A 17,030-nucleotide genomic window follows, 5' to 3' on the forward strand; every position below is an offset into this window, starting at 1 on the left:
GCGCGACCGCGGCGGCGTCCTGCGCCGGCGCGGCGTCGGCCGGCGCGGCGGCCGGTTCGACCCGGACCACGTCCGGCAGCGGCCAGTAGCGCAGCGCTTCCAGGCTCTGGCGGGCGATGTCGAGGATGTCGTCGCGGTTCGGGCGCTGCTCGCGCAGCGCTTCGAGGTAGTACTCCAGGCTGGCCAGCGCGTCGGCCAGGGTATCGAGCTGCTGGCCGCTGGGCACGCGGCGGCGGCCGATCAGTTCGACTTCGGTGTAGCGCTTGACCCCGGTGAGGTAATCGGCGGCCAGCGGCAGCTCGATCATGCGCAGGGCGCCGGCGACTTCGTCGAGCACGCGCGGCACTTCGCTGAGTTCTTCGTGATCCCACTTGGTCTCGACGAAGGCGACGAAGGACTGGCGGGCGTCGCCGAAGTTGGCGATGGCCTCGCGCGCGACCACGTCGAGCACCTTGCGCGCCTCGCCGGCGAGCAGGTCCTCGTCGCCCTTCTCGTCGGGCAGGCCGAGGCGGCTGACCTGGTCGTCGAGCGAAGCGTCCACGTACAGCAACGCGCCCGCGACATCGAGCAGGGTGCCTTCGTCGGCGGCGCGGCGGCCGTCGACGATGTCGTTCATGGCGTCGCGCTGCTGCAGCACGACGGTGCGGGCCATGCCCAGGCCCATCATGCCGAGGGTGTCGCTGACCCGGGCCAGGGCCTCGACCTGCGGGCGCAGTTCGCCCGGGTCGGTCTGGTTGGTGCGCAGGTGCAGGTCGAGCGCGTCCTTGACCCGCAGCAGGTCTTCCTTGATCGCCGCGGCGACGGTGTCCAGCAGCGCGCGGTTGCGGCCGCTGAGGCTGCCGCGGGCGTGTTCGAGTTCGGACTCGCTGGGCAGGTGCGCGGCGAGTTCGAAGGTCTGGCGCAGGTCGTCCAGGGCCGGGTGGCGGCCGTCGCTGTGGGCGACGTGATAGAGCAGCTGGCGGGTCGGCTCGGCCGCGGGCTCGCCGCGCGGCGCGCTGAAGCCGTCGTCGGACAGCATCTGCCGCGCTTCGCGTTCGACCCCGCCGAAGGCCTGGCGCAGCGCGCGCGTCGGCGGCAGGGCGCCGTCGCGCACCGCATGGGCCACGGCCGAAGCCACCCACAGCATGCGCCGCACCGGTTCCAGCACGGCTTCGGCGAGCAGGCCGTCGATGGCCGCGGCCAGTTGCACGGCCTTGCCCGGCGCGCCGTCTTCCGGCCACGCGCTCAAGGCTTCGCGCAGCGAGGCCAGGTGCGGCGCGCTGGCGTTGCGGCCGCCGGCCGCGCCGACCGGCAGCGGCGGCGGCAGGTGCGCCGGCAGCGGACGGTCGAGGTTCGGCGCGAACAGCACGCTTTCGCTGAGCCCGGATTCGCCGCGGGTGGCGCGCAACTCGTTGAGCAGCGGCAGCAGCACGATCGGGATGTCGCGGTGGCCGCCTTGCAGGCGTTCCAGGTAATCCGGCAGCAGCACCACGCCGCGCATCAGCGCCGCGCAGGCCTCGTCGCGGTCGTGCACGCTGCCCTGCTGCAGGGCCAGCGCCAGCCGCTCCATTTCCTCGGCGACCATCGCCGGGGCGTACAGCTCGACCATGCGCAAGGTGCCGTGCACCTGGTGCAGGTGGTTCGCGCACACGCGCATGCGCGCGGCGTCGGCGGGATCTTCGGCGAACGCCTCGATCTCCTGGCGCGCCTGGCGCAGGGTTTCGTCCAGCTCGGGCTTGATCCAGCCCAGCGTGGTGGTGTCGATCGCTTCGCGCAGGGCGGTCATGGCGCGCTCCGCCCGTCGGCGCGGCCGCGTCGGAGGCGCGGGGCGTGGCTCAGCCAGCGATGTGTCGGACGCTTCATCCTCGGTACAACCCTATTCCGTATGTCTGTTCCGGAGCCGCTTGCCGCTGCCGCCCTGCACTGCCGCGCCCGCGCTTCGAGCGGCTCCTTGCCCGCGCTCAGGCCGGCAGCTTGAAGTCGGCCACCGAACGGCGCAGGTCCGCCGCCAACTGCGCGAGGTTTCCAATCGACGCGGCGGTCTGGTTGGCGCCCTGCGAGGTCTGCGAGGTGATCTGCTGAATCGTGTTCATCGTCTGGGTGATGTTCGAGGCCGCGCTGGACTGCTGCTGCGCGGCGCTGGAAATGCCCTGAATCAGGTTCGACAGGTCCGACGACACCTTTTCGATCTCGCCCAGCGCGGTACCGGCGTCCTCGGCCAGGCGCGCGCCGGCGACCACTTCGGAGGTCGTCTGTTCCATCGAGCTGACAGCTTCGTTGGTGTCGGACTGAATTGTCTGGACCAGCGTCTCGATTCGCTTGGTTGCGTTGGACGCGCGTTCCGCCAGTCGCTGCACTTCGTCGGCCACGACCGCGAAGCCGCGGCCCGCTTCGCCCGCCGAGGCCGCCTGGATCGCAGCGTTGAGCGCGAGGATGTTGGTCTGTTCGGAGATGTCGTTGATCAGTTCCACGATCGAGCCGATTTCCTGCGAGCTCTCGCCCAGGCGCTTGATTCGCTTGGAGGTCTCCTGGATCTGGTCGCGGATCGAGTCCATGCCCTGAATCGTCTGCCGCACCACGCCGGCGCCCTTGGTCGCGATCTGCACCGAGCGCTGCGCCACGTCGGCCGATTCGGCCGAGTTCTTCGACACCTGGTCGATCGAGGCCGCGATTTCGCTGATGCGGTCGGACGCGGAGTTGATCTCCTGCGCCTGGTGTTCGGCCGCTTCGGCCAGGTGCATCGCGGTGGCCTGGGTCTCCTGCGCGCTGGAGGCGACCTGCACCGAGGTGTCGGTGATCGTCTGCACCAGGCTGCGCAGCTGTTCGACCGCGAAGTTAATGGAGTCGGCGATCGCGCCGGTCATGTCCTCGGTGACGGTGGCCTTCACCGTCAGGTCGCCTTCGGCGAGCGAACCCATTTCGTCCAGCAGGCGCATGATCGCCTCCTGGTTGCGGTCGTTGAGTTCCTTGGTGGTCTGGTAGCGGCGCTGCTGGGCGTAGTTCAGCGAGAACAGCAAGCCGGCGATCGCGACCAGCGCGCCCAGGCCGGAAATGATCGAGACCCAGATGTTGCCCAGGATGCTGGTGTCGCTCATCGAACCGAACGAGGTCAGCGCCGAGAACAGCGACTGGCTGTCGGCGAGCATCTTGTCCGAGCCGCCGGTGATCGATTCGGCCGCGGCCTGGGCCTGGAACAGGTCCTTGGAGCTGGCGGAGATCGCGTCGAGGTCCTTCTTCATCTCCAGCCACAGCGCCTCGGCCTGGCCGAGCGCGGCCAGCGCGCCGCCGTTGCCGAGCGCGTTGACGCCGAAGGACGAGTCGCCCTTGCGCAGGCCGGTGAGGATGTTGCCGAACACGATCGCGTCGCGGCCGAGCGCCTCGCCGGCCATGCCGGCGCCGCTGCCGCCGGCGCGGATTTCGGTGATGCGGCGGGCCATGGTCGCCGACAGCACCACCTGGCGCAGGGCGATGTAGACCTGCGAGGACGGCGAGCCGGAGGCCGACATCGCGCGCACCAGTTCGTCCAGGCGCGCCTGCAGCTGCGGCACGCGGCCGGAGAAGCTGTCGGCGTTGGTCGCCAGCGCCAGCACCGCCTTCTCCGAGGCGAGCACCTGGTCGGAGCTCTTGCCCATCGGCTCCCAGGTCTTGGTCGCGGTCTCGATCGGGCCGGACACGTTGGCGGTGTTGCCGTAGTTGTCGTTGAGCGACTTGATGTCGCTGTCGATCGCCGACTTGGTGGTCTTGAACGCGGCGAACGCGTCCTTGTTGCCGCCGACCGCTTCGCGCGCCTGCACCGCGAGCTTCTGCGAGTTCACCTGCAAGCGCGAGGCCGCCGAGCTGGCGCCGCCCAGGCGCGCGGCCTGCCAGGTCGCGTAGCCGGTGTTGAGGCCGAACACCAACACCGATATGCCCAGCACGATCAGCCAGGTATTGGCGCCCAGCATGCGGCTCTTGCCGGCGTTGTCCATCACAGTGCTCATGGTTCGGGAACCTCGGGTGTACGTGCGTGCGGTCTTGTTGGAGGGAGCGGCTGCGTCAGGCCGCTGCTTGTCGGAATTCGGGGGTGCGGGCCAGGCGCTCGAGGCTGAAGACGCCCCAGGCCTGGTCGTCCACGCGGTAGGCGCGTTCGACGAAGTGGGCGTAACGGCCGGCGGTCAGCGCCTGCGCCTGGTCCAGGTCGAGCAGGTTGTGCTCGTGGAAGCTGCGCTGGCCGAACAGTTCGTCGATCAGCACCGCGACGTCGCCGCCGGGCTGGCGCACCAGCAGGATGCGCTGGCCTTCGTGCAGCACGGTGCGCTCGCCCTCCAGGAACTGCTTGAGGTCGACGATCGGCAGCAGGCTGCCGCGCACGTTGGCCACGCCGAGCATCCACGGCTGCGCCCCGGGCACCTGGGTGACCTGCGGCAGCGAGAGGATTTCCACCACCTCGGCGAAGGTCGAGACCAGCCGGCGCGCGCCGATGCGGTAGCCGACGCCGCGCCACAGGCCGGGCGCGTCGAGCTGTTCGGGCAGACCGGCCACGTGCGCCAGCGAACGGCGCTCGTAATCGCTCAGCACATCGAACGGCGTCTTCAAGATCATCGTTTCACTTATCCAGCAATTCTTTGATCCGCGCGATCAGATCGTCCTCGCGCGGGGGTTTGACGATGTAGTCGCGCGCGCCCTGGCGCATGCCCCAGGCGCGATCGGTCTCCATGCCCTTGGTGCTGACGATCAGCACCGGGATCTGCTTGGTCTGCTCGTCCCGGCTCAGCGCGCGGGTGGCCTGGAAGCCGTTCATGCCCGGCAGCACCACGTCCATCATCACCAGGTCGGGCCGCTCGCGCCGGGCCGCCTCGATGCCGTCCTCGGCACTGCCCGCGGCGAACACCTCGTGACCGTTGCGCTGCAGCAGCTGGGTCAGCACCGCGGTATCCGTCGGCGAGTCCTCGATAAGCAGGATGCGTGCCATGGTGTGCCCTACCCCCCGGTCAGGCGTGTACGTGCTTGCGGATCGCGTCGAGGAGTTCCTCGCGCGTGAATGGCTTGGTCAGGTATTGCTCGGAACCGACGATGCGGCCCCGCGCCTTGTCGAACAACCCATCCTTGGAGGACAGCATGATGACCGGCGTGCCCTTGAACAATTGATTGTTCTTGATGAGCGCGCACGTCTGATAGCCGTCCAGACGCGGCATCATGATATCCACGAAAATGATCTGCGGCTGTTGGTCGGCGATCTTGGCCAGCGCTTCGAATCCGTCGATGGCCGTGACCACCTCGCATCCTTCGCGCTTCAACAGCGTCTCGGCGGTTCGACGGATGGTCTTGGAATCGTCGATCACCATGACCCTGAGACCATCGAGGCTGCCGCTACGAACCTCGTCGAGCATTCTTTGTATCCCCCATTGCAAACGCCTTGAAATCCCCGGGGCGTCGCGAAGCCGTCTTTATTTCAAGCCGCACGCAGGCTGTCAAGCGCGCATTTCGCGCCCGGAAACTGAATACGCATGCCGCACAGATCACAGGACAAAAACTCCGGGCATCACACTTTCCCGGATGCCGCTTCCCTCGGCCAAGCCATCGTCCCGTTCCGCGCAAGGCGGCCGACCTGATCGCTGCGTGTCGCAAATGGACGCTGCGCGGCCGTTTGCGACCCCTACATCATGACAGATACCGGCGACCTGCCTGCTACCATCCCGTCAATCTTTGAGGATTCCGTTGCCATGCCGTTGGACATCGTCGTCGTGATGGACCCGATCGGGTCGATCAAGATCGCCAAGGACTCTACCTTCGCCATGTTGCTGGAGGCCCAGCGCCGCGGCCACCGCCTTTGGTACGTGGCGCCCGGCGGGCTGAGCCTGGACGGCGGCAGCGCGCGCGCCAAGGTAGCGCCGCTGCGGGTCCGCGACGACAAGAGCGGCTGGCACGAATTGGGAGATTGGTCACAGATCGAGCTCGGCCGTGCGCACGTGATCCTGATGCGCAAGGACCCGCCGGTCGACGCCGAGTACCTGCACGACACCCAGATCCTCTCGGTCGCCCAGCGCGCCGGCGCGTTCGTGGTCAACGATCCGCAGGGCCTGCGCGACTACAACGAGAAGCTCGCCGCGCTGCTGTTCCCGCAGTGCTGCATCGACACCCTGGTCAGCCGCGACCCGGCCGAGCTCAAGGCCTTCGTCCAGCGCCACGGCCAGGCCGTGCTCAAGCCGCTGGACGGGATGGGCGGGCGCTCGATCTTCCGCGCCGCCGCCGGCGAGGCCAACCTCAACGTGATCCTGGAAACGCTCGGCGACGGCGGCCGGCACCTGGTGATGGCGCAGAAGTTCCTGCCCGAGATCAAGGACGGCGACAAGCGCATCCTGCTGGTCGACGGCGTGCCGGTCGACTACGCGCTGGCGCGGATCCCGCAGGGCGACGAGTTCCGCGGCAACCTCGCCGCCGGCGGCCGCGGTGAAGGCCGCCCGCTGAGCGACCGCGACCGCTGGATCGCCGCCCAGGTCGGCCCGGAAATGCGCGCGCGCGGCATGCTGTTCGTCGGCCTGGACGTGATCGGCGACTACATGACCGAGCTCAACGTCACCAGCCCGACCTGCATCCGCGAACTGGACGAACAATTCGGCCTCAACATCGCCGGCCTGCTGTTCGACGCGATCGAAGCCCGCCTGTCGGCCGCGCGCGCCGCATGAGCGCGGCCGGCGTTCCGCACCTGCCCGGCGGCGGGTTGGCCGAGCCGCAGCGTTTCAGCGCGACCATGGTGCTGTCGGTGCTGGTCCACGGCATCCTCCTGCTCGGCGTCGGCTATACCCTGGAGAAGGCCGCGCCGGTGGTGCCGACCCTGGACGTGATCCTGACCCAGACCCAGACCGCGCTGACGCCGAAGCAGGCCGACTTCCTCGCCCAGGCCAACAACCAGGGCGGCGGCGAGCACGACAAGAGCACCCGCCCGCGCGACAATCAGTCCGGCCCCGCGCCGCAGGCCGAGGCCGGCGTGGCGCAGATGGCGCTGCGCGCGCAGTCGCCGGCGGCGCAGGCGCAGCCGACCGCGCGCGTGGTCAGCAGCACCCGCGGCGAAACCGTCGCCCCGCGCGAGCGCCTCGCCCAGACCCCGACCGAGCGGCCGCTGCCGCCCGGCGAACGCAAGATCGAGCACGACATCGAAATGGCGCGGCTGGCGGCCGAGATCCACATGCGCTCGGAGCGCTACGCCAAGCGCCCGACCCGCAAGTTCGTCTCCGCCAGCACCACCGAGTACGCCTGGGCCGGCTACCTGCGCGAGTGGGTCGACCGGGTCGAACGCGTCGGCAACCTCAACTACCCCGACGAAGCGCGCCGGCGCCGGCTCGCGGGGCAGGTCGTCATCAGCGTCGCTGTGCGCCGCAACGGCAGCGTCGAGCGTGCCGACATCGTGCGCAGCAGCGGCATCGCCCTGCTCGACGCCTCGGCCCTGCGCATCGCCAAGCTGGCCGAGCCGTATCCGCCGCTGCCGAAGACCGAAGAGAACCCGGACATCCTGCATGTGACGCGGACCTGGAACTTTCTGCCGGGTGGGTCGTTGGTCGACGAGTGAGCGCGGGCCGTCCGCGCTTCGACCGGCAGGCGCGCGACGCTTCACTCCTGCGCCGGCGGCTCCAGCATTATTTCTTCGAAGCGCATCGAACGGCAGGCCACCAGGATGCTGAAGCCGTCGTCGAACTGCAGGAAATGCTCGAGGCATTCGCCGGCGGCGTCCAGGCGCAGTTCGTGGCAGAGCAGATCCTGCGCCGCTTCATGCTCGCGCGGCGGCTGGAGCAACGAATACGCGCTCACCGCGTCGTAGCGCAGGCGCAGCACGCGGTCGTGCCAAGGCCCGAGCAAGTCCAGTTCCAGGACCATGCGCGGCGGCTTCGCGCGCACGTCCGCCGGCGCCAGCGTCAGCCGCTGCAGCCAGGCGTCGTGCAGCGAGCCGCGCGCGTGCAGTCCATAACGGTCGAAATCGGCGGCGAACGCGTACAAGGCTTCGCCCAGGCGCTCGCGGATGCCGGCAAGGTAGTCGAAGTAGGCGTCGAAACCGGTCCAGCCCAGCTCGTCGTCGTGGCGCAGATAGCGGAACCCGGGGCTCTTCATTTCAATGCGGGACCGGGATGCGCCTCGACCTGCTTCCACGGCACCAGCGACCACTCCGGATACTCGCAGGCGCGCGCGACCCGGGCGAAGTACGGGCCGAGGTAGAGGCCTTCGGCGGTGAGGTACCAGATCGAGGTGCCCCACACGCCGGTATCGGAATAGTCGCAGCCGTCTTCGTCGTCGCCCTTCGGCGGCGCCATCTGCGCCGGATGCAGGGCGGCGAGGGTCTTGACCGTCCACGGCGCCAGGGTCGATTGGCGGTATTCGCTGAGCTGCTTGTAGCCCGCACTGTCGTAATCGCCCTTGCCGGCGCGCGGCGGCGCGCCCTTGCCGAGCCAGAGGACGTCTTCCAGCGCCAGTTCGCGGCCGCTGCGCACGTCGATGGTCAGCGGCGAATCGCCGAAGTCCGGATGCGCGCCGCCGCAGTAGTAGCTGGCCATCAGGCTGAGGCTGAGGAAGCGGCGGTCGAGCAGGCGCGGAGTAACGGTGAGGTCGAAATCGCTGTCGGGAGCGGAGGTGCATTGCAGCGCGTCGATGGCCGAACGCCACAGGCGCTGCTTGAGGATATCGTTGACGCGGCCGCGCGCCGGCTGATCGACGCCGGATTCGACGGTGAACAATTCCATGCCGGTGCGCGGCTCGCGCCACCATTGCAGCTGGTGCCCCTGAAACTGCTGGATCCTGGATTTTTCCAGCGCCAGTTCGCTGACGCGCAGCGCATCGAAGCCCGAGGCGTCGTCGCCGGCGCGGCGGTAGCGCTCGCCTTCGCGACCGGCGCGCAAAGCGGCGATGTCCACGCGCTGTAAGCGCACCGGCAGGCTGCGCTTGCCGGCGCGCCACTGCCCTTCCAGCGCATCGCCCTTCGCGCTCAGCTCCCAGCGCTCGGTGGCGGCGCCCTTGCGATCGAGCACCTGCAGGTGCAGGCCCTTGTCGTCGCGCTTGCCTTGCAGTTCCAGGTCGCGCAGGTGCTTGAAGTAGAAGTACTGGCCGTAGACCTCGTCGCCGCCGCCCTGGCTCAGGCTCAGCGCGACCGGCAACGTGTCGACCGTGCCGCGCCAGACTTCGGCCGGTTCGGACGCGGACGCAGGCGCGCACAGCGCCAGGGCGGCGCAACACGACAACGCAAGCAGGCGCAGCGATTTCATGGTTCGTCCTTGAGCGTGAGCGGAAAGCGGTTGGTCCGCAGCGAAGCCGCCGCGGTTACGACGAGCGCGCGCGCAGCGCGGCCTGCTCGGCGATGGTGAGGGCGACGTTGTTGCGCAGGTAGGCCGGTTCGATGCGTTCGGGCGCGAGGGTTTCGCCGCGCGCGTAGGCCGCCGCGGCCAGGCGCGCGAGGTCGGCGGCGCGCGGCAACGCGTCGGCGTCGATCGCGGCGAAGCGCGCGCCGAGGCGCTCGCGCAGGGCACCGTCGGCGGCGGCGAAGCCGGTGCCGACGCCGAGCCAGTCGGTCTGGTTGCCTGGCAACTGCGCGGCGTCGGGCGCGAGCACGGCTTCGTGGTCGAGCGCGAACGGCTCGCCGTCGCGCAGTTCGTAGGCGGCCGTGTAGATCTCGCCCATGCGCGCGTCGATCGCGCTGAGCACGCGCTGCGGGCCGGCGCCGCGGGCCAGCGGCTGCGCGCGCAGGGCGAGCACGGCCAGGGTCGAGACCGGAATTACCGGCACGTCCAGGGCCAGGGCCACGCCCTGGGCCAGGGCGATGGCCAGGCGCACGCCGGTGAACGCGCCGGGGCCGCGGCCCAGGGCCACGGCGTCGAGTTCGCGCCGCTTCACGCCCGCTTCGGCCAACAATTGCTCGGCCCAGGGCAGCGAGAGTTCGGCGTGGCGGCGCGGCGCCAGTTCGAAGCACTCGCGCACGTCGCCGTCGAGCCACAGGGCGACGGAGCAGGCTTCGGTGGAGGTTTCGAAGGCGAGGAGTTTCATCGGGGCGATTATCGCGCGGATGGGTGCGAAGCGTGTGAGAGGGCTTGGCAGCGGGGATTTTGCGCGCGATGTCCATGGAACCCGCTGCCTTCAGGCCCGATGCTTTCGGCTCCAGTCGCGGCGATCCGGGACAAAGGCATCGGGCCTGAAGGCCCTCCCACAAAGGCGGTTCCTGTTGACTGGCGAACGCTGCCGCCTTCAGCGGTAGTAGTAGTCCTCGCCGTCGGCCGGCGCGGACGAGGTCGATTGTAGGGCCAGCGGGCGGCCGGCGAAAAAGTCGGCCACGTCCTCGACCCGGCGGCTGCGCGGCAGCGGCGGCAGCGAATCGAGGAAGGTGCGCCCGTAGCTCTTGCTGTGCAGGCGCGGGTCGCACAGCACCAGCACGCCGCGGTCGCGCTCGCTGCGGATCAGCCGGCCGGCGCCCTGCTTGAGCGCGATCACCGCCTGCGGCAGCTGTTCGTCGCGGAACGGGTTGCCGCCGCGGCGGCGGATCGCGTCCAGGCGCGCTTCGAACACCGGGTCGTCGGGCGCGGCGAACGGCAGCTTGTCGATCACCACCACGCTCAGCGCCTCGCCGGCCACGTCCACGCCTTCGCGGAAGCTGGCCGCGCCGAGCAGCACGCCGTTGCCGGAGGCGCGGAAGCGCTCCAGCAGCACGTGCCGCGGCGCCTCGCCCTGGACGAACAGCGGCCACGGGCCGCCCTTGAGCAATTCGGCGGTCTCGCGCAGCGCGCGGTGCGAGGCGAACAGCACGAACGCGCGCCCGCCGGAGGCCACCAGTACCGGGCGCAGGCGTTCGACCATGCTCTCGTTGTAATGGCGCACGGCCGGGTCGGGCAGCCCCTGCGGCAGGTACATCAGCGCCTGCTGCGGCCAATCGAACGGGCTCGGCGCAAGCAAGGTCTTGGGCTCGAACAGGCCGAGCTTGCGCGCGTAATGATGGAAATGGCCGCCGACGGTCAGCGTGGCCGAGGTGAACACCCAGGCCGCGCGCGAGCGTTCGCGGTGCGCGGCCAGCGGGCCGGCCACGTCGAGCGGGGTGCGGCTGAGGCGGAAGCCGCGCGCGGTCAGCTCGTACCACAGCACGCTGCCGTCGCGGCCTTCCGGCGGCGTGCCCTCGCCTTGCTCCTGCGCTTGCTGCGCGGCGGCGAAGGCGTCCTGATTCTCGGCCTCGGCCGGAATGGATTCGCGCCGCGGCGGGGAAAAATCGTCGTCCTCTTCCGGCTCGGGCTCGGGCCGCGCGACCGGCGCGCCGCGCCAGCGGCGCAGGCGCTCGATGAATTCCTCGGCGCGCGCGTGGCAGCTGTCGAAGCCCGGCGCGGCGCCGCGCAGCGGCTCCAACGCATCGCGCAGATTGGCCAGCGCCGCTTCCAGATTGTCGAAGCCGTCTTCCACCGCCGGCACTTCGCCGGCGCGGCGGCGGGTGCCGCGGATCGGCAGTTCGTCCATGGCCGCGCGCAGCGTGCGCACCGAGTGCTCCAGGTCGCGCGCAGGCACCTGCAGGCTCGCCAGCGCGCCGGTCACGCTCTTGCATTCGGCCAGCGCGTCGCGCGCCAGCTCCACCAGCGGCCGCGCGCTGAGCGCTTCGCCGAAGAACTGCGCGGCCAGCTCGGGCAACTGGTGCGCTTCGTCGATCACGAACGCCTGCGCGCCCGGCAGGATTTCGCCGAAGCCTTCCTGCTTGAGCGCCAGATCGGCCAGCAGCAGATGGTGATTGACCACCACCACGTCGGCGGCCTGCGCGCGCTGGCGCGCCTGCACCACGAAGCAGTCGGCGTAGAACGGGCATTCGCTGCCGAGGCAGTTCTCCGCGGTGGAGGTCACCATCGGCAGCAGCGGCGATTCTTCCGGCAGCGCTTCCAGTTCGGCCAGATCGCCCAGGCGGGTGCGCCCGGACCAGGCGACGATGCGCTGGAACTGCGCGGCGACCTCGCGCGAGGCGAACTTCGGCTCACCTTTGGCCTGCTCCATCCGGTAGCGGCACAGGTAATTCGCGCGCCCCTTCAGCAGCGCGGTCTTCAGGCCCACGCCGAGCGCGTCGCGCACCCGCGGCAAGTCGCGGTGGTAGAGCTGGTCCTGCAGCGCGCGGGTGCCGGTGGAGACGATGGTCTTGAGCCCCGACAGCAGCGCCGGAACCAGGTAGGCGAAGGTCTTGCCGGTGCCGGTGCCGGCCTCGGCGAGCAGCGTGTCGCGGCTTTCGAACGCATCGGCGATGGCCGCGGCCAGGTCCTGCTGCGCCGGCCGCGGCGCGAAGGTGTCGAGCTTGCGCGCGATCTCGCCGCCGTCGCTCAGCGCGGCCCGACTGGCGACGCCGAGGCGACTGGGTTCCATGAAGCGTCAGTACCTGGCGGGCGCGGCGACGGTGCAGACGGCGATCTTGTCCTGCGCCTGCTTGCGCGACTTGATCAGGCCGTCGCGCTGCGGCACCAGGGCGTCGTAGTGATCCTGGCGCTTGGCCAGCTTCATCGCCGCGTTGACGCCGTCGAGCTTGCCCTGGCGCGCCTGGGCGATCGCCGCCCAATGCCGGCGGCACAGCGGGCCGACCTGCGAACCGCCGTCGAACGCCTTCTGCGCGAAACGCTCGGCATCGTCGAGACGGTGCAGCAGCAGCGCGGCCTCGGCGCGCTCCTGCAGCAGCGCCGGGTCGTCGGCGTTGATCTGCAGCGCCTGGTCGAGCGCGGCCGCGGCCTCGGGATACTTGCGCGATTTCTCCAGCGCCTCGGCCTTCTGCCGCAAGTCCTCGACCTGCGGATCGCGCAGCGGCTGCACGTCGAGCTCGCGCGCGGCGGGGCCGGCGGCGGCGCGCACCTGGGCGACCGCGGCTTCGCCGTTGAAGTTGGCCTCGGCCAACGCCGAGGGCTGCGGCGGCGCGACCGAACAGGCCGCGGCGAGCGCGGCCAGCGTCGCCAGGACGGCGCCGCGACGAGCGGCGCGCACAGGGTTGAGGTTCATCGATTACTGCTCCGGGGACGGGGGAGTGGGCGCCGGCTCGCGCGCAGGCTCGTCCTTGTCCTTGCCGATGCCGAACCATTCGCGCCAGCCGCCGCCGCTGGATTCCTCGGCTTCGGGCTGCGGCTGCGGACACGGCGCGTACTGCGGGGCGAAGCCCGCCACGAACGGGAACCGGCGCGCGCCGGCGCAGGCCGCGTCGGTGCTGTTGCTGCCGATCACCGGCTGCCAGTCCAGGCCCTTGTCGGTGACCTGCAGCGGCGCGGTCGGCAGGCGCGAGAACATCGCCGACCACACCCGCATCGCGCCGGTGGCGCCGTACAGGCCGGTGGTCTGGTTCTGGTCGTTGCCGACCCAGATCACCGCCAGGTGGTCGCCGGTCCAGCCGGCGAACCAGCTGTCGCGGCCGTCGTTGCTGGTGCCGGTCTTGCCGGCCGGCTGCAGCTTGCCCAGGCCGTCGGCGACGAGCTGGCGGCCGGTGCCGTTGGTGACCGCCTGCTGCAGGGCGATGGTGATCAGGCGCGCGGCGATCGCGTCGCCTTCCTGCGCCGGCGCGGGTTCCTTGTCGTAGCGCTTGACCGCCTTGCCCTGCGCGTCGAGCACGCCGCGCACCGCGTGCAGCGGCTGCACTTCGCCGCCGGAGGCGAGGAACTGGTACAGCTGCGCCATCGCGTACGGGCTTTGATCGACCGCGCCGAGGATCAGCGACGGATTGTTCGGCGCCTGGATGCCGGCCAGCTTCTGGGTCAGCTCGCCGATGGCTTCGGGCGAGACCTGCATGCCGATGCGCACGGTGGCCTGGTTGTAGGACATCGCCAGCGCATCGACCATGCGCACCTGGCCGTGGCTGCGGCCGTCGGAATTGCCCGGGCTCCAGTTGCGCCCGCGGCCGAGCTTGACCGTCACCGGCGAGTCGTCGACCCAGGTGGCGAGGTTGAACTCGCTCGGCCGCGCCAGCGCCAGCAGGTACACGAACGGCTTGAGCAGCGAACCCACCGGCCGCTGCGCTTCGACCGCGCGGTTGAAGCCGGGCTGGGTGAACTCGCGGCTGCCGACCACGGCGACCACTTCGCCGTTGTGCACGTCGGTGACCACCAGGCCGGCCTGCAGCGGCGGGCGGCGCTTGTTGTCCAGGCCCTTGAGCGTGCGCGCCACCGCGCCTTCGGCCTGCGCCTGCGCGGCCGGCGACATGCCGCTCATCACGCTCAGACCGGCGCCGGCCAGCGCATCGGCCGGATAGTCGCGGGCGAGCTGGCGGCGGATCAGGTCGACATAGGCCGGGAAGCGGTTGGCGGCGATGTTGCCCGGGTTCTGGGTGATCTCCAGCGGCGCCTTGACCGCGCGGTCGTGTTCGTCCTGCTTGATCAGCCCGGTTTCGAGCATCTCGCCGAGGACGAAGTTGCGCCGGCCCAGGGCGCGCTCGGGATTGCGCCGCGGGTCGTAGTACGACGGGCCGCGGACGATGCCGATCAGCAGCGCGATCTGCTCGGTGTTGAGGTCGCGCAGGTCGCGGCCGAACCAGAACTCGGAGGCCGCGGCGACGCCGTGGATGGCCTGCGAGCCGCGCTGGCCGAGGTAGACCTGGTTGAAGTACGCCTCCAGGATCGTGCGCTTGTCGTAGCGCGCCTCGATCAGCAGGGCGTAGATGATTTCCTTGCCCTTGCGGGTCAGCGTCTGCTCCTGGCCGATGCCGAGCAGGCCGCTGCGCGCGAGCTGCTGGGTCAGGGTGCTGGCGCCCTGTTTGGCGCGGCCGGCGGCGACGTTCTTGAACGCGGCGCGCAGCATGCCCGACAGGTCGATGCCGATATGGTGGTTGAAGTCGCGGTCCTCGACCGCCTGCAGGCCGGTGACCAGCAGTTCGGGCACTTCTTCGATCCGCACCAGCCGGCGTTCTTCCTGCTTCTGCCCGTACAGCGTGGCGATGCGCGCCGGGTCCAGGCGGGCGGCGCGCAGCGCCTTCTTGCTGGTCAGGTCGCGCACGCTGGCCACGCGCCCGCCGGACACCGCGACCTCGATCCGGCGCGGCTGCACGACGCCGTCGACGTCGTTGAAGCCGCGGCTGGCGATGGTGAAGCGGCCGCCGTCGCGGGCGTAGGTGCCCGGGCGCTCGCCGCCGTCTTCGCGGTAGGACGCCGCGTCGAGTTCGGTCTTCAGCGTGGCCGCATCCAGCGCCGTGCCCGGCGCGACTTCCAGCGGCCGCGCGTAGACCCGGGTCGGGATCTGCCAGCGCAGCTGGCCGAAGCGTTCGCCGACTTCGTGGTTGAGGTAGAGCGTGTACGGGATCAGGAAGCCCAGGCCGAGACCGGCGCCGGCCAGGGCCCAGGTCACCAGCCGTCGACGCCAGCCCGGCCCTGCGCCCTGCGCGTCGTTGTCGTCGTGCTCGTCTTCGTCGTAATCGATTCGGGCCACGGAGATGCTGTGCGTTGAGTCGCGGGCAAGTCTAGCGCAGGCGTCCGCAGGGCGCGCCGGCGGTGCCCCGGGGTGAGGCCGCAGGATCGGACCCCGGAATTGGGCATTGGTTCAGGCCGGACGACCGGATCGGCAAAGTTTCGCGGTTTTCGCGGCGATCCGCGGCGGCGGGCGGCGGGAAGCGGCCAAGAGCAAGAGCGAAATGGGTTCCGGCTTTCGCCGGAATGACGGGGTGTGGGTGTCCGTTGCCGTCCCGTCATTCCGGCGCAAGCCGGAACCCATTTTGATTTTCGCCGCCTCGGCGCCGAAACCGCCCTCACCCCCGCGGCGGCATCGGCCCCAGCCGTCCGGCGATGCCGTCGCGCAAGCCGCTCAGCATCGCCCGCACATAGCCCAGCCGCGGCCGCAGGAACAGCGCCGTGCCGACGAACTTGAGCACCAGCCGCGGCAAGTCCTGCGCCGCCCAGCGCCGCGGCACTTCGGCGCGCCGGTACAGCAGCACGCGGTTGCGCATCATGTAGTACAGCCGGGTCGGGCTGTGCACCACGTGCTTGTACGCGGGCAGCAGTTCGCTGATCGCCACCAGTTCGCCGATGCGGTGCTGCATGTGCGCGTCGCACACGCCGAAAAGCTTGTAACCGTGGTATTTGGCGCGCGAGCTCCATTCCACGTCGACGTTGTCGATGAACAAGCCCTCGTCCATGCCGCCGACGGTGTCGAGCACGTCCAGCGGCAGCAGGCTGCCGGAGGTGATCAGGAAATCGCAGTCCACCGTCTGCCCCGGGCCGCCGAACAGCTTGTGGTTCATCGGGAAGGCGATGCGCACGAACGGCGCGAGCGCGCCGGTGCGCTGGTCGCGGAACTGCGGGCCGACCGCGGCGACCGGGCCGTGCGCGGCCAGTTCGCGCAGGGCGCGCTGCAAGGTCGCGACCATGCCGGCGCCGACCAAGCTGTCCTGGTCCATCAGCAGGATCTGGGCGAAACCGGCCTCGCGCGCCGCGCGCGCGGCCTGGTTGATCGCGCTGCCGAGGCCGACGTTGCGCTCGCTGCGCAGCACTTCCACGCCCTGCGCGCGCAGTTCGTCGAAGCACGCGGCGACTTCGGCGCCCGGGCTGGCGTTGTCGAAGATCAACACCCGGCCGACCTGCGGTCGCACCGCGGCGACGACGTCGCGCAGCAGCTCGATCTGCGGGTGATAGGTGACGATCGCCGCGCACACATCGGCGCAGGCGGGAGCGGCGGAATCGGACATGTCAGCGCGGCTCCGCGGCGCGGCGGCGCTGGATCGGGCGAGGGGCGGAGGTCGGGCGGGAGCGATGAGGCATGCCGGCATTATCGCCCAGGCCAGGGCGGCGGGTCTTGGAAGCGGGCGACAGGCTGGAACGAGAGCGTCGGGCCTGAAGGCCCTCCCACAACAGCCGATGCCGCGCGGGGCCTGGAGGCGATGGCTTTTGTGAGAGGCCTCAGCTTGGCGTGGGCGGCCTCAGGCTTGTGGAGGCCGGAGGCTTGATTGGAGGCGCCCAGGCTCTTGTGGGAGGGCCTTCAGGCCCGACGCTTTCGGGTCCGCTCGCCACGCACCCGCGCTCAATTGCTGGCCGCCCCCGCCGCCTGCACCCGCGCGGCCAGTTCGGCCAGCCCGGGCGCGTTGCCGTCGAGCCCGCGCGCGGCCTGCAGCGCCGCCTGCGCGGCGC

At 70.4% G+C, this 17,030-nt stretch carries 16 protein-coding genes; 3 read left to right on the top strand and 13 right to left on the bottom strand.

The genetic code is table 11. From position 1 onward, the window contains the following. The 5 genes from A7A76_RS25530 to pilG form a co-directional block, all read right to left on the bottom strand. On the bottom strand, positions 1-1,765 hold a 1,765-nt coding region (locus tag A7A76_RS25530; RefSeq protein ID WP_241200738.1), incomplete at its 3' end, for an Hpt domain-containing protein. Between the two features lie 175 nt (positions 1,766-1,940). Then, entirely contained in the window at positions 1,941-3,959 is a 2,019-nt protein-coding gene (locus A7A76_RS05090; protein ID WP_206410178.1) for a methyl-accepting chemotaxis protein, read from the bottom strand. Positions 3,960-4,014: 55 nt separating this feature from the next. After that, the gene (locus A7A76_RS05095) at positions 4,015-4,554 is read right to left on the bottom strand and encodes a chemotaxis protein CheW (protein WP_206410189.1); all 540 of its coding nucleotides are present in this window, start codon (positions 4,552-4,554) and stop codon (positions 4,015-4,017) included. Between the two features lie 10 nt (positions 4,555-4,564). Beyond that, positions 4,565-4,930 (bottom strand): response regulator, encoded by a 366-nt coding sequence (locus A7A76_RS05100; protein WP_206410179.1) that lies wholly within the window; start codon positions 4,928-4,930, stop codon positions 4,565-4,567. 19 nt (positions 4,931-4,949) lie between these two features. Beyond that, the gene (pilG, locus tag A7A76_RS05105) at positions 4,950-5,348 is read right to left on the bottom strand and encodes a twitching motility response regulator PilG (protein ID WP_031372856.1); all 399 of its coding nucleotides are present in this window, start codon (positions 5,346-5,348) and stop codon (positions 4,950-4,952) included. Positions 5,349-5,681: 333 nt separating this feature from the next. Between pilG and gshB the strand changes: the two genes are divergently transcribed. Next, on the top strand, positions 5,682-6,644 hold the full coding sequence (gshB, locus tag A7A76_RS05110) for a glutathione synthase (protein WP_206410180.1): 963 nt from the start codon (positions 5,682-5,684) through the stop codon (positions 6,642-6,644). Beyond that, positions 6,641-7,525 carry an energy transducer TonB gene (locus A7A76_RS05115; protein WP_206410181.1) on the top strand — a complete coding sequence of 295 codons (885 nt, stop codon included), beginning with the start codon at positions 6,641-6,643 and terminating at the stop codon, positions 7,523-7,525. The genes gshB and A7A76_RS05115 overlap by 4 nt, the downstream gene beginning before the upstream one ends. Positions 7,526-7,566: 41 nt before the next feature. On the opposite strand, the gene A7A76_RS05120 is transcribed toward A7A76_RS05115, so the two are convergent. Genes A7A76_RS05120 through A7A76_RS26295 form a run of 4 tightly spaced genes read right to left on the bottom strand, consistent with a single transcriptional unit; the run spans position 7,567 to position 10,142 of the window. Further along, a complete protein-coding gene (locus tag A7A76_RS05120) occupies positions 7,567-8,061 on the bottom strand; it encodes a hypothetical protein (protein ID WP_206410182.1) in 495 nt (164 codons plus the stop codon). After that, positions 8,058-9,206, bottom strand: a complete 1,149-nt coding sequence (locus tag A7A76_RS05125; RefSeq protein WP_206410183.1) for a hypothetical protein — start codon at positions 9,204-9,206, stop codon at positions 8,058-8,060. Before A7A76_RS05125 ends, A7A76_RS05120 begins: the two co-directional genes overlap by 4 nt. A gap of 55 nt (positions 9,207-9,261) precedes the next feature. Further along, entirely contained in the window at positions 9,262-9,981 is a 720-nt protein-coding gene (gene tsaB / locus A7A76_RS05130; protein ID WP_206410184.1) for a tRNA (adenosine(37)-N6)-threonylcarbamoyltransferase complex dimerization subunit type 1 TsaB, read from the bottom strand. Between the two features lie 8 nt (positions 9,982-9,989). Further along, complete coding sequence (locus tag A7A76_RS26295; RefSeq protein WP_428995087.1) at positions 9,990-10,142, bottom strand: DUF6053 domain-containing protein; 153 nt, start codon at positions 10,140-10,142, stop codon at positions 9,990-9,992. Here A7A76_RS26295 and A7A76_RS26300 point away from each other — a divergent pair. Then, complete coding sequence (locus A7A76_RS26300; RefSeq protein ID WP_428995088.1) at positions 10,081-10,233, top strand: DUF6053 domain-containing protein; 153 nt, start codon at positions 10,081-10,083, stop codon at positions 10,231-10,233. The genes A7A76_RS26295 and A7A76_RS26300 overlap by 62 nt on opposite strands. Here the strand turns inward: A7A76_RS26300 and A7A76_RS05135 are convergent. From A7A76_RS05135 to A7A76_RS05150, 4 genes are all read right to left on the bottom strand, one after another. Next, entirely contained in the window at positions 10,180-12,312 is a 2,133-nt protein-coding gene (locus tag A7A76_RS05135) for an ATP-dependent DNA helicase (protein WP_206410185.1), read from the bottom strand. The two genes, A7A76_RS26300 and A7A76_RS05135, sit on opposite strands and share 54 nt — an antisense overlap. 6 nt (positions 12,313-12,318) lie before the next feature. Continuing rightward, positions 12,319-12,933 (bottom strand): hypothetical protein, encoded by a 615-nt coding sequence (locus A7A76_RS05140; protein WP_206410186.1) that lies wholly within the window; start codon positions 12,931-12,933, stop codon positions 12,319-12,321. A gap of 3 nt (positions 12,934-12,936) precedes the next feature. After that, positions 12,937-15,339, bottom strand: a complete 2,403-nt coding sequence (gene mrcB / locus A7A76_RS05145; protein ID WP_206410187.1) for a penicillin-binding protein 1B — start codon at positions 15,337-15,339, stop codon at positions 12,937-12,939. Between the two features lie 316 nt (positions 15,340-15,655). Continuing rightward, positions 15,656-16,591 carry a glycosyltransferase family 2 protein gene (locus A7A76_RS05150; RefSeq protein WP_206410188.1) on the bottom strand — a complete coding sequence of 312 codons (936 nt, stop codon included), beginning with the start codon at positions 16,589-16,591 and terminating at the stop codon, positions 15,656-15,658. Between the last annotated feature and the right edge of the window lie 439 nt (positions 16,592-17,030).

This window comes from Lysobacter enzymogenes (assembly GCF_017168095.1).
Taxonomy (GTDB): Bacteria; Pseudomonadota; Gammaproteobacteria; order Xanthomonadales; family Xanthomonadaceae; genus Lysobacter; species Lysobacter enzymogenes_D.

Bases quoted from the DNA above. Each gene is read 5' to 3' on its own strand.
- A7A76_RS05090 (WP_206410178.1), bottom strand. From the start codon at position 3,959: ATGAGCACTGTGATGGACAACGCCGGCAAGAGCCGCATGCTGGGCGCC.
- A7A76_RS05100 (WP_206410179.1), bottom strand. From the start codon at position 4,930: ATGGCACGCATCCTGCTTATCGAGGACTCGCCGACGGATACCGCGGTG.
- pilG (WP_031372856.1), bottom strand. From the start codon at position 5,348: ATGCTCGACGAGGTTCGTAGCGGCAGCCTCGATGGTCTCAGGGTCATG.
- gshB (WP_206410180.1), top strand. From the start codon at position 5,682: ATGCCGTTGGACATCGTCGTCGTGATGGACCCGATCGGGTCGATCAAG.
- A7A76_RS05115 (WP_206410181.1), top strand. From the start codon at position 6,641: ATGAGCGCGGCCGGCGTTCCGCACCTGCCCGGCGGCGGGTTGGCCGAG.
- A7A76_RS05120 (WP_206410182.1), bottom strand. From the start codon at position 8,061: ATGAAGAGCCCCGGGTTCCGCTATCTGCGCCACGACGACGAGCTGGGC.
- A7A76_RS05125 (WP_206410183.1), bottom strand. From the start codon at position 9,206: ATGAAATCGCTGCGCCTGCTTGCGTTGTCGTGTTGCGCCGCCCTGGCG.
- tsaB (WP_206410184.1), bottom strand. From the start codon at position 9,981: ATGAAACTCCTCGCCTTCGAAACCTCCACCGAAGCCTGCTCCGTCGCC.
- A7A76_RS26300 (WP_428995088.1), top strand. From the start codon at position 10,081: ATGCTTTCGGCTCCAGTCGCGGCGATCCGGGACAAAGGCATCGGGCCT.
- A7A76_RS05135 (WP_206410185.1), bottom strand. From the start codon at position 12,312: ATGGAACCCAGTCGCCTCGGCGTCGCCAGTCGGGCCGCGCTGAGCGAC.
- A7A76_RS05140 (WP_206410186.1), bottom strand. From the start codon at position 12,933: ATGAACCTCAACCCTGTGCGCGCCGCTCGTCGCGGCGCCGTCCTGGCG.
- A7A76_RS05150 (WP_206410188.1), bottom strand. From the start codon at position 16,591: ATGTCCGATTCCGCCGCTCCCGCCTGCGCCGATGTGTGCGCGGCGATC.